Annotated in this window: 9 protein-coding genes; 2 read left to right on the forward strand and 7 right to left on the reverse strand. The window is 59.4% G+C overall.

Features of this window, described 5'->3' with window-relative positions:
* Positions 1–478: 478 nt before the first annotated feature.
* Entirely contained in the window at positions 479–1,507 is a 1,029-nt protein-coding gene (gene mtnA / locus CWM52_RS21505) for an S-methyl-5-thioribose-1-phosphate isomerase (RefSeq protein WP_100685937.1), read from the reverse strand.
* Positions 1,508–1,610: 103 nt separating this feature from the next.
* On the opposite strand from mtnA, the gene mtnK reads away from it, so the two are divergent.
* On the forward strand, positions 1,611–2,810 hold the full coding sequence (mtnK, locus tag CWM52_RS21510; RefSeq protein ID WP_100685938.1) for an S-methyl-5-thioribose kinase: 1,200 nt from the start codon (positions 1,611–1,613) through the stop codon (positions 2,808–2,810).
* Between the two features lie 422 nt (positions 2,811–3,232).
* Here the strand turns inward: mtnK and CWM52_RS21515 are convergent, their stop codons facing one another.
* The 4 genes from CWM52_RS21515 to CWM52_RS21530 form a co-directional block, all read right to left on the reverse strand.
* Positions 3,233–4,474 (reverse strand): LVIVD repeat-containing protein, encoded by a 1,242-nt coding sequence (locus tag CWM52_RS21515; protein ID WP_100685939.1) that lies wholly within the window; start codon positions 4,472–4,474, stop codon positions 3,233–3,235.
* A gap of 84 nt (positions 4,475–4,558) precedes the next feature.
* Complete coding sequence (locus tag CWM52_RS21520; protein WP_100685940.1) at positions 4,559–5,623, reverse strand: sugar ABC transporter substrate-binding protein; 1,065 nt, start codon at positions 5,621–5,623, stop codon at positions 4,559–4,561.
* Between the two features lie 20 nt (positions 5,624–5,643).
* Positions 5,644–6,642 carry an ABC transporter permease gene (locus CWM52_RS21525; protein WP_032688935.1) on the reverse strand — a complete coding sequence of 333 codons (999 nt, stop codon included), beginning with the start codon at positions 6,640–6,642 and terminating at the stop codon, positions 5,644–5,646.
* Complete coding sequence (locus tag CWM52_RS21530; RefSeq protein ID WP_100685941.1) at positions 6,639–8,141, reverse strand: sugar ABC transporter ATP-binding protein; 1,503 nt, start codon at positions 8,139–8,141, stop codon at positions 6,639–6,641. Before CWM52_RS21530 ends, CWM52_RS21525 begins: the two co-directional genes overlap by 4 nt.
* 161 nt (positions 8,142–8,302) lie before the next feature.
* Between CWM52_RS21530 and CWM52_RS21535 the strand changes: the two genes are divergently transcribed.
* Complete coding sequence (locus tag CWM52_RS21535; RefSeq protein WP_100685942.1) at positions 8,303–9,400, forward strand: oxidoreductase; 1,098 nt, start codon at positions 8,303–8,305, stop codon at positions 9,398–9,400.
* A 186-nt stretch (positions 9,401–9,586) separates the two neighbouring features.
* Here CWM52_RS21535 and CWM52_RS21540 read toward each other — a convergent pair whose 3' ends face one another.
* Complete coding sequence (locus CWM52_RS21540; RefSeq protein WP_032688939.1) at positions 9,587–9,784, reverse strand: YbdD/YjiX family protein; 198 nt, start codon at positions 9,782–9,784, stop codon at positions 9,587–9,589.
* Between the two features lie 51 nt (positions 9,785–9,835).
* Positions 9,836–11,941 carry a pyruvate/proton symporter CstA gene (gene cstA, locus CWM52_RS21545; RefSeq protein ID WP_100685943.1) on the reverse strand — a complete coding sequence of 702 codons (2,106 nt, stop codon included), beginning with the start codon at positions 11,939–11,941 and terminating at the stop codon, positions 9,836–9,838.
* Positions 11,942–12,386: the final 445 nt, after the last annotated feature.

Consider the following 12,386-nt stretch of genomic DNA (forward strand, 5'->3'; position numbering starts at 1 on the left):
ACGTGAGGAGCATTCGCGACGTTCCCCCTTCGGGCCGCCATCAAAGGCGCTCAAAACTCGACGAGTTTTGTGCTCACAGCCGTGGTCCAAATGGCCAATAAAATAGCCTGACGAAAGATTCTTTAGCCGTCTAAATGGCTATTTATCCGATACTAACACCGCCAGCTTAAGTGAACAATATTTCAGGAAAGGCTTACATAGGTAATGGTTATATCAGAAATGCATATGAAATTACGGTTTTTAACAATGATATAACCGAGAGTTTTCATGCTCCCCATATTACCGGCTACCGGCGGTCAAAAAGACGGGAGATCGTTCTGTGGGAAAGAAGTGCGATGCGCGCATCTCGGGCATTGCCCGCTCCACACCCCGTAGGTCAGCTCCCCCCGTAGGCCCGGTAAGACGTCAGCCGCCACCGGGCAAAATATGCAGAATGCCCATTCACTCACGCGAAGCTGCGGCCACCTCGCGTTCTGGCTCAGGCCGTTGCTGGCGCAAACGCCCCTGCCGCCACCTGCTCCGGGGTGACCACGCCGCTATCCAGCACCCAGCCGCTAATCAGCGCCGCGGGGGTGACGTCAAAGGCCGGATTGTAAACGGCGGCATCTTTCGGCGCCCACTGCACCGCGCCAAAGCTACCGGCGACGCCGGTGACTTCCGCTGCCGCCCGCTGCTCAATCGGGATCGCCTCGCCGTTCGGACAATGGCGATCGAGAGTGGTTTGCGGTGCCGCCACGTAGAACGGAATAGCATGATACTTCGCCAGTACCGCCAGCGAGTAGGTGCCTATCTTATTCGCCACATCGCCGTTAGCCGCGATACGGTCAGCCCCGACCCATACGGCATCAACCTGCCCTTTAGCCATCAGACTAGCGGCCATCGAATCGGTAATCAGCTGGTAAGGCACCCCCAGTTCGCCCAGCTCCCAGGCGGTCAGTCGCCCGCCCTGCAGCAGCGGACGCGTCTCGTCGACCCAGACGTTTTCCACCCGCCCGCGCTGATGGGCCAGCGCAATCACTCCCAGCGCCGTCCCCACGCCCGCCGTCGCCAGACCGCCGGTATTACAATGCGTCAGTAGGCGACTGCCTGGCGTCACCAGCGCGCTGCCCGCCTCGGCGATACTGGCGCACAGCTGTTTATCTTCCGCGATCAGGCGCAGCGCTTCCGCTTCCAGCGCCTCGGCATAGTCCTCTGCTGCCAGCGCCAGCTTCATGCGATCGAGATTGTTCATCAGGTTTACCGCCGTCGGGCGCGCGGCGCGCAGCGTTTCCAGCGCCTGAGCCAGTTCGTCCCGGCTGAGGCCGCGCCGGGCCAGCAGCGCCAGCAGCAGGCTGGCCGACAGGCCGATTAACGGCGCCCCGCGCACCCGCAGCGCGTGAATATGGTCCACCAGCAACGAAACGTTATCCGCCGCCAGCCAGCGTTTTTCCTGCGGCAATGCCTGCTGATCAAGAATAAAAAGCTGATTTTCGCTTACCCGCAGGCTGGTGGTCTGTAGTGTCTGCATATCGTTAAATCCCTGTTGCGTTGTTGTATCACATTGTGTCAGGATGAAATCCAGAAGTATAGACGTCTGAACGGCTTAATCAGAACTTTTGAGGATCGAGGCAATGTCGCAATACCATACCTTCACCCCCGGCGATGCCGTGGCATACGCACAACAATTTGGCGGCATCGATGACCCGTCTGAGCTGGTGTCCGCGCAGGAAGTGGGGGACGGTAACCTCAACCTGGTCTTTAAGATTTATGATACTCACGGCGTGAGTCGCGTTGTCGTGAAGCAGGCCCTGCCCTACGTTCGCTGCGTAGGGGAATCCTGGCCGCTGACCCTCGACCGCGCCCGTCTTGAGGCGCAAACTCTGGTGGCGCACTACCAGCACGCCCCGCAGCACACGGTGAAAATCCACCACTTCGACCCCGAGCTGGCGGTCATGGTGATGGAGGATCTCTCCGATCACCGTATCTGGCGCGGCGAGCTGATTAACAACGTTTACTACCCGCAGGCCGCCAGCCAGCTAGGGGAATATCTGGCCCAGGCGCTGTTTCATACCAGTGATTTCTACCTCCATCCGCACGAGAAAAAGGCGCAGGTCGCCCGGTTTATCAATCCGGAGATGTGCGAAATCACCGAAGACCTGTTTTTCAACGACCCGTATCAGCTTCACGAACGCAATAACTACCCGGCCGAGCTGGAAGCTGAAGTGGCCGCTCTGCGTGACGACGCTTCGCTCAGGCTAGCGGTCGCATCGCTGAAACATCGCTTCTTCTCGCACGCCGAAGCCTTGCTGCACGGCGATATTCACAGCGGTTCCATTTTTGTCGCCGAGGAGAGTTTTAAAGCCATCGACGCAGAATTCGGCTATTTCGGTCCGATAGGTTTTGATATCGGGACCGCTATCGGCAACCTGTTGCTGAACTACTGCGGCCTGCCGGGGCATCTGGGCATTCGCGATGCCGCCGCGGCTCGCGAACAGCGTCTGCACGATATTCAGACGCTGTGGAATACTTTTGCCGAACGCTTCCACTCTCTGGCGGCGGAGAAAACGCGCGATGCGGCGCTGACCTACCCCGGCTATGCCTCCACGTTCCTGAAAAAAGTGTGGCACGATGCGATTGGCTTCTGCGGCACCGAGCTGATTCGCCGCAGCGTCGGCCTGTCCCACGTCGCCGATATCGAGACGATTCAGGATGCGGCCATGCGCCACGAGTGCCTGCGCCACGCAATCACCCTGGGTAAAGCATTGATTGTGATTGCCGACCGTATCGACAGCGCCGAAGAGCTGATCGCGCGAATCCGTCAATACGGTTGAACTCCCTGCCCAGCGGTTCCCGGCTCGCGCTGCGCTCAGCCGGGCTACGGGTGACAGACATCTGCAGCCGGTAGCCCGGGTAAGGCGTTGACGCCGCCACCCGGGGAAGCCCTGCCTCTTCTGGCTAGCTTCCCGGCATAGGGTCCTGATGCCTTCTCCGGCCTACGCGCCTGACGCCTTATCCAGCCGGTAGCCCGGGTAAGGCGTTGACGCCACCACCCGGGGAAGTCTCGCCGCTTCTGGATAGCTAAGCGCAGTCTGTATGCCGGGTGGCGGCTTACGCCTTACCCGGCCTACGGCTCTTTGACATCTTCCCGGCATAGGGTCCTGATGCCTTCTCCGGCCTACGCGCCTGATGCCTTATCCGGCATCTCGTCCGGGGTTTTGTAGGCCGGGTAAGCGCAGCGCCACCCGGCAAAAAACTATCCGCGATACTCAATCACCGACAACCCGCCGTTGTAATCCGTGCTGTAGATAATTCCCTGCGCATCAACAAACACATCGCAGGACTGAATCACCTGCGGGCGACCCGGACGGGTATCCATCATTTTCGCCGGGGCAGCAGGCACCAGCGCTCCGGTCTCCACCGGTCGGTAAGGGTTGGAAATATCGTAAGCGCGAACGCCCGCATTCTGGTAAGTGGCGAAAATCAGCGTTGAGCTGATAAAGCTGCCGGGGCGATTCTCATGCAGATTATGCGGACCAAAGTGCGCCCCTTTCGCCACGTAGTCAGCTTCATCCGGCTGCGGGAACGTGGAGATACTCACCGGGTTTGTCGGTTCGCGGATATCAAACAGCCAGATCAGCTTCTCGCCATCCTGCTGGTTATCGAGCACCGCTTCATCCAGCACCACCAGCAGATCCCGGTCCGGCAGCGGCAACGCGGTATGGGTTCCGCCGCCAAACGGCGGGCTCCAGTTGCGATGGCTGATCAGTTGCGGCTGGGTTCTGTCCTTCACGTCGAGCAGCGTCAGGCCGCCGTCGCGCCAGCTACCGTAAGCGGTGTCGCCGGCAATAATCGCGTGATGCAAGGCATAGCGCTTGCCTTCCGGCCACTGCGGGCTCTCCCCCGCCGCCTGGTTCATCCCCGGCAACCACCAGCGCCCGGCCACTTGCGGCTTGCGCGGATCCGCCAGATCGATAGTCAGGAAGATATAATCGCTAAAACCGTCGATCAGCGCGGAAACGTAGGCCCAACGACCGCCAACGTACCAGATCCGATGAATGCCGATACCGCTGAGCGACAAAAAGCCAATCTCGCGCGGATGCTCCGGACGCGAAATATCGAACACGCGCAGCCCGGCGCTCCAGCCGCGATCCTGCACATCGCTGACCGTCTCGCCCACCGAGCGGGTGTAATACACCTTCTCGTCGGCAAAGCGGGTGTCGGCAAACAGATCGCGGGCATTAATGACCAGCAGCAGATCATCATGCGCCTGCAAATGCACGTTCCAGGTCCCCGGCGGCGCGGCAACGTAGTTTACCGCTTTCGGATGCGCCGGATCGCGCACGTCCACCACCGAAAAACCCTGCGACACCATATGGCCGATATACGCAAAGCCACGGTGTACCATGAGCTGGACGCCGTCGGGGCGTCCTCCCTGATCGCTATGCCCAATCAGCCGCATATTGCGGCTGTATTCTGGTGTGGGTAACGCCGTCACGCAACCTCCTGTTGTCCGGTAGCGCCGCGCTTACCGCGCCTACGGCTGTAGGCCGGGTAAGGCGCCGCCGCCACCCGGCAGTTGTTATTTATTCTTCGCTTCGAGAGTGGCGAACCACGGAGCGATAAAGTCTTCCGTCTGGCCCCAGCCCGGAATGATTTTACCCAGCGAGGCGACGTTAACCGCCCCCGGCTGCGCCGCCAGCAGCGCCTGCGGAATAGCCGCCGCTTTGAAGTCGTAGGTGGCCGGGGTCGGTTCACCGGCAATCTTATTGGCGATCAGCCGCACGTTGGTGGCGCCGATAAGTTTCGGATCCACCGCCACGCTCACCTTCCACGGGCTGCCGGATTCACGCATCAATTGCAGGTCCTGGTTAGAAATATCAATGCTGTAGAGTTTAATCTCGCTGCGACCGTTCTCCTTCAGCGCTTTATAGGCCCCCTGGCTGAACGCATCCCAGGTTCCCCAAATCGCATCGATCTTGCCTTTCGGGTATTTGGCCAGAATCGCGCCGACCTTATTGGCGGTGTCGCCCTGCACGTCGGAAGAGACGGCGCCAATCGACTCCAGCTCTTTAATCCCCGGGTTTTGCTTCAGCAACGTCTGGTACGCTGCCTGGCGGCGCTCCATCGGCGGGAAACCGGCGACCCACAGTTTGACGATGTTGGCTTTGCCGTTGAAGTCTTTCACCAGTTGGCCAAAGGAGAGATCGGTCAGCGAGGCGTCATCCTGTTGGGTGACGGTAACGCCGGGGATCTCGCCATTGACCGCAGTATCGAACACGGCGACTTTAATCCCGGCGTCCACCGCTTTTTTCACCAGCGCGGTTGAGTACGGATCGCGTCCCTGGGAGAGAATAATGCCGTCGTATTTCTGGCTAATCGCCTGGTTAACGAAGTCCTGGAATTTGGCATCATCGCCGTTGCTCAGGAAGGTGCTGATTTTAAAACCGAGCTTTTTCCCCTCCTGAATCGCCCCGGAGACAAACTGGGTGGTGTTATCGTCGGATCCCAGATTACGGATAACCGCAATGCGAATCGGACCGCTATGTTCGGCAATCGCCGCCGGGATCGGCGTCGGGGTTTCCGCAAAGGCCGCCGCAGAGTTGAACAACCCCAATGCGATCAGTGAAAACGTTATCTTTTTCATGGTGTTTACCCTGTAAAATTTTATGTGCGGCGCTGAAAGTAGGTCAGTGCGAGCGCGCCAGCCAGCACCAGCCCTTTAATAATGTCCATGGCGTAATACGGCACCGACAGCATCACCAGGCCGTTGGAGAGCACGCCAAGAATCACCGCCCCCACCAGCGTGCCCAGCGCGTTTGGTTTACCTGAACCCGCCAGGGAAAAGCCAATCCACGCCGCCGCCACCGCATCCATCAGGTAGCCGCTGCCGGCATTAACCTGCGAGGAACCGATGCGCGAGGCCAGTAAAATGCCGCCCAGCCCGGCCAGCAGCGAGGCGATAACATAGGCCGCCACTTTATAGCGGGTGATGCGCAGCCCGGAGAGCCGAGCAGCCTCTGGGTTTCCGCCGATGGCGTACATTCTGCGCCCATGCGTGGTGAACGAGAGCGCCAGCTGGGCAACCACGGTCACCACCAGCATCACTATCACAATCGTAGGCACCTGTCCCAACGAACCGAAGGCGGCCGGAATCACCCCTTCCGCCATGTCACCGCTCGGCAATACCATATTCTCGGTAATCGAGCCGCCGTAGCTGTAGGTCATTGCCACGCCCTGAATCACAAACAGGCTGGCGAGGGTGGCGAGCATGTCGGGAATGCGCAGGACGACAATCAAAAAAGCGTTGAACAGCCCCACCAGCGTACAGAGCGCCAGGGTGACCAGGATCGCCTCAGTGGTGCCAAAGCCGTGCCAGACAAACAGCGAGATAACCAGCGCGTTTGCCAGCGAGGCCGTTGAGCCCACCGACAGGTCAAAGCCGCCGATGGTCAACGACACAGAGACGCCAATCGCAATCACCGTCACAATGGCGATGGAGCGCAAAATGTTGATGATATTGAACGGGTCGAGGAAGTTGTCCGAGGCGAGGCCAAAAACGGCGATCAGCGCCACCACGGTCAGCAACATGCCCCATTTATAAAGAAAATCAAAAAATCGCTGACGACCCGATGCCGTCGCGTTCACTGCCAGGGCCTTGCTCACGCTGCTGCTCCTCCGGTGGAGTAATAAAGTAGTGTCTCTTCCCGGGCCTCAGCGCCCGGTATTTCTGCGACGATACGGCCATCCCACAACACGCAAATGCGGTCGCACAATCCCACCAGCTCAGAAAATTCGCCCGAGGCATAAATCACCCCTTTGCCCTCTCGCGCCAGCCCGTCGATCAGGGTGAACAGGTCGGTTTTTGCTTTCACATCGACGCCCTTGGTCGGCTCATCGAATATCAAGACGTTGGCGTTGCCGCGCAGCCATTTGCCGATCGCCACCTTCTGCTGATTACCGCCGGACAGCCGACGCAGGGTCTGGCCCGGACCGGTGGTACGAATGCCGATGCGGGCAATCACCTCTTCCGCCCAGCGCCATGCCTGGCGATGGCCGAACAGGCTCCAGCGCGAAAAGCTGTTATCGGCGCTAACCGCCAGATTCATACCGATCGGTTCTTCGATAAAAATGCCCTCTTTGCGCCGCTCTTCCGGCACCAGCGCCAGCCCGCGCAGCACAGAATCGGCCGGGTCGCGAGGCCGCCACGGCTGGCTGTTCAACTCCCCGCGCGTCAGGCGGCTTTTGCTGGCGCCAAACAGCGCTTTGCACAGTTCGGTTTTTCCCGCCCCGGCCAGGCCGGCGATACCAAGGATTTCGCCTTTGCGCAGACGCAGCGAAATATCCTGCAGCAGCCCCTCATCATGCAGACCGTCAACCTGTAACAGAATCTCTTCGCCGTGCGGCGGACGTTTCGGCGGGAAGATATCGCTCAGCTCGTGGCCGAGCATCTTCTCGACGATCTGCTCGCCGCTCAGATCGTGCATCGGGCAGCTCTCAATCAGCTTTCCGTCGCGCAACACCGTCAGGGTGTCGCAGATAGCCTTCAACTCATGAATGCGGTGGGAGATAAACACCACGCCGATCCCCTGCTGTTGCAGGCGGCGTACCACCGTAAACAGGCGCTCGCTTTCATGCTGATCGAGCGGCGCGGTAGGTTCATCCAGAATCAAAAACCGGCAATGGTGCGACAGCGCGCGGGCCAGCAGAATTTGCTGCTTCTCCGCGAGGGTGCAACTGTCGATGGGGCGACGCACATCGAGCGTAATATCCAGTTGGGCCAGAGCCTCGCGCGCCTGTTCGCGCACCGCGCGCCAGCTAAAGCCCAGCCCCGGCTCCGCCAGGCGATCCAGCATAATGTTTTCCGCAATGGACAGGCCGGGCACCAGCGCCACATCGACCTCCTGCTGCACCAGATGAATGCCCAGCTGTTTCGCATCCCGCGGCGAGCGAACGCTCACCGGCTGGTTATTGATGACGATCTCGCCCTCATAGTGGGCGTGCGTTCCGCACAGCACCGCCATCAGCGTCGATTTCCCCGCCCCGTTAGCACCGGTCAGCGCGTGTACCGACCCTCCCCGCAGGGTGAACGCCACATTGCTCAGCGCCCTGAAACCGGAAAAGGCCAGATTAATGTTGTTCATCTCAAGACGATTCACTGTCATCCGCCGGGACCTTTACGATTAATATTCTGATTTAACGAATTTTTCACAGCCGACCTTGACTGACAACTGCGTAAAAGGCATAAGATAAAACGAAATAATATTAGCCATCCGGGTGTCCAGACATAACATCAGGTTAGCGAAACGAAATAAGGACAGCGTTCATGAGCAACAGCGATATCCGCGTAGTACCCGGCCCGGCTAACTATTTTTCCCATGACGGCAGCCTTGCCCGCCTGCACGATTTTTACAGCGACGAGCAGCTTGCCCACGCCATCTGGATCTACGGCGAGCGCGCCATCGCCGGTGCGCAGCCGTTCCTGCCGCAGGCGTTTCACGCCGTCGGCGCCAAAAAAGTGCTGTTTAGCGGACACTGCAGCGAAAGCGACGTCGCGCAGCTGGTCGCGGAAGCCGGGGATGACCGCGCCGTGGTGATCGGCGTCGGTGGCGGCGCGCTGCTGGATACCGCCAAGGCCGTGGCCCGGCGGCTGGGTCTGCCGGTGGTGGCCATCCCGACCATCGCCGCCACCTGCGCCGCGTGGACCCCGCTGTCGGTGTGGTACAACGACGCCGGCCAGGCGCTGCATTTTGAAATCTTCGATGACGCCAACTTCCTCGTGCTGGTGGAGCCGCAAATCATCCTCAACGCCCCGGCGGAATATCTGCTGGCGGGAATCGGCGATACGCTGGCGAAATGGTATGAGGCGGTGGTGCTGGCACCGAAACCGGAAACGTTGCCGCTGACCGTACGCCTGGGGATTAACGGCGCGCTGGCCATTCGTGACGTTCTGCTGCAAAGCAGCGAGACCGCGCTGGCGGATCAGCAACACGGCGAGCTGTCGCAGGCGTTCCGCGATGTGACGGATGCCATTATCGCTGGCGGCGGGATGGTCGGCGGCTTAGGCGAACGCTATACCCGCGTCGCCGCCGCCCATGCGGTGCATAACGGCCTGACAATTCTGCCGCAGACCGATAAATTCCTGCATGGCACCAAGGTCGCCTACGGCATTCTGGTGCAAAGCGCCCTGCTGGGTCAGGACGATGTGCTGGCTCAGTTGATTAACGCCTGGCAGCGTTTCAACCTGCCCACCACCCTGGCGGAACTCGACGTGGATATCCACAACCGCGACGAACTGGATCGGGTCATCGCCCATACTCTGCGCCCGGTGGAATCAATCCACTTCCTGCCGGTGGAACTAACGCCGCAAAGCCTGGCCGCCGCGTTTGAGAAAGTGGAAAACTTCCGCAGACAGGTGCATTGACACGGGAATCTCGCTCTGTACCTCGCTCTGTACCTCATGATGCATCTGCCACTCACAGTACGAGGTCATCATGCAGATCGAGTGAACGGGTAAAAAAGCGTTGGTTACCGGGGCCAGCCCGGCAGCCGGACAAATCTCCGCTACCGGTCTGGATGTTGATGGGGACTTAATGCCTGAAGGAAGGGCTTAACAACACTTCGCGCCGCCTTTTCCGCCGTAGCGCGCATCCTGTCGCTCGCGAAAGAACTCTTCATAGGTCATCGGCGTTTGCTCAGGATGCGTCTGGCGAATATGCTCGACATAATTATCGTAATCGGGCACGCCGATCATCATTTTCGCCGCCTGACCCAGATACTTCCCGGCTTTCGAAAGGGTATCAAACATAGTGCTCTCTCATGACTCCCCCCTTTCCGCACACGGAAAGGGGGGTTAGGTTTAATGTGCGCGCTTCGCCTGAGCCGCCATCGGCTCTGCGCCGTCAGGTAACGCCTCATAAGGCGTCTCTTTCGCCGTCGGTTTATCCTCTTTCAACGCCGCCAGCGCGGTTTTGATGGAGAAGAACGCCAGCACCACCACGACCACCATAAAGAAGAGGGTTAACCCCGCATCCAGGCGGTTGTTAAAAACCAGCTGCGCCAGCTGAGATTCGGTGTACTGAGGCGGAATCGTACCGCTGTCGATCATCGCCTGGAACTTATTGGCAATCGCCAGGAAGCCGACTTTGGTATCCGGGCTGAACGACTTCTGCCAGCCGGCGGTCAGGGTGCAAATCAACAGCCAGGTCGTCGGCAGCAGCGCCACCCAGGCATAACGTTCGCGCTTCATTTTAAACAGTACCACCGCACACAACATCAATGCCATCCCCGCCAGCATCTGGTTCGCGATACCAAACAGCGGCCACAGGGTGTTAATCCCGCCGAGCGGGTCAACAACCCCTTGATGCAGGAAGTATCCCCACGCCAGCACGCAAAGCCCGGTCGCCAGCAGGTTGGCCGGCAGCGAGTTGGTTTTCTTCAGGCCTGGGCTTATCACACCCAGCAAATCCTGCAGCATAAAGCGCGCCGCACGGGTCCCGGCATCAACCGCCGTCAGGATGAACAGCGCTTCAAACAGAATGGCGAAGTGATACCAGAAGGAGACATCCATCAGGCCGCCCAGCGAGCCGTGCAGGATGTAGGCCATCCCCACCGCCAGCGTCGGCGCGCCGCCGGCCCGCGAGATGATCGACTGCTCGCCCACTTCGCTGGCTATCTGGCGCAGCGTATCCGGCGTAATGCTAAAGCCCCAGCTGCTGACCACCTGCGCGGCAGAGGCCACCACATCGGTGGTGCCAGCCGGCGCCAGTACCGCCATCGGGCTGTTCATCGCAAAGTAGACGCCCGGATCGATAACGCAGGCCGCCACCAGCGCCATGATGGCGACAAAGGACTCCATCAGCATGCCGCCATAACCGATAAAGCAGGCCTGGCCCTCATTCGCCAGCATCTTCGGCGTGGTCCCGGATGAAATCAGCGCATGGAAGCCGGAGACCGCGCCGCAGGCGATGGTGATAAACAGGAACGGGAACATGCTGCCGGACCAGACCGGGCCAGTGCCGTCAATAAATTTGGTCAGCGACGGCATGGTCAGCGTCGGGCGCATAATCAAAATACCAATCGCCAGCCCGACGATGGTGCCGATTTTCAGGAAGGTCGACAGGTAATCACGCGGCGCCAGCAGCAGCCACACCGGAAGAACGGCGGCAATAAAACCATAGCCCACCAGAATCCAGGTCAGCTGTACGCCGGTATAATCAAACCACGGCGCCCAGGTCGGGCTTTCCGCCACCCACCCGCCGGAGACAATAGCGAACACCAGCATCACCAGACCAATCACCGACACTTCGCCGATGCGTCCCGGACGCAGGTAGCGAATGTAGATCCCCATAAAGATCGCCAGCGGGATAGTAAAGGCCACGGTATAGGTACCCCACGGGCTGTGGGTCAGCGCTTTGACCACGATCATCGCCAGTACCGCGAGGATAATCACCATAATCATAAAGCAGGCCACCAGCGCCAGCACGCCGGCGGTTGGCCCCATCTCTTCTTTCACCAGCTCGCCGAGAGATCGTCCATCGCGGCGGGTCGAAACAAACAGCACCATAAAGTCCTGCACCGCGCCAGCCAGCACCACCCCGGCGAGGATCCAGATCATTCCCGGCAGATAGCCCATTTGCGCCGCCAGCACCGGCCCCACCAGCGGCCCTGCACCGGCAATCGCCGCAAAATGATGACCGAACAGCACTTTTTTATCGGTCGGCACATAATCAAGGCCGTCGTTGTGCCGAACGGCGGGGGTCATGCGCGTAGGGTCAACCGCCAGCACATTGTTGGCGATATAGAGACCGTAAAAACGATAGGCAATCAGATAAATGCAGACTGCCGCGACGACAATCCATAACGCATTAATCTGTTCACCCCGGTTTAAGGCGATGTAGCCGAGGGCAAAGGCTCCGACAACCGAGAGCAATGTCCAGATGAGGTATTTCCCTGAATAATTCATCGTTGCGTTCCACCGGTAAGGTAATCAGAATGTTACATTTTGTTTCTAGAACACAACGCCGGGTTTAACAACATTGAAACCGTGCAGATGTCATGCAAAGGCAAGGATTTATCTCACATTGCTAGCGAGATCACTTCTGAAGGGAAAATGGAATGTATCGCCAGCAAGAAAGCGCTACATGATACATCGTCAGACGCCCCCCCGGATTGCGGCGTAAACGCCTTATCCGGGCTACCCGACCGCACAGCCAGGAAAACAGAGACGTAGCCCAGAACCCGTAGCCCCGGTAAGCGTAGCGCCACCGCGGAGCCAGCCACAGACATATCACAACACAGAGGAGCCGTAGGACCCGTAGCCCCGGTAAGTGTAGCGCCACCGCGGAGCCAGCCGCAGACATATCACAACACAGAGGAGCCGTAGGACCCGTAGCCCCGGTAAGCGCAGC

Origin of the sequence: Raoultella sp. T31 (assembly GCF_002806725.1) — a bacterium.
Taxonomy (GTDB): domain Bacteria; phylum Pseudomonadota; class Gammaproteobacteria; order Enterobacterales; family Enterobacteriaceae; genus Klebsiella; species Klebsiella electrica.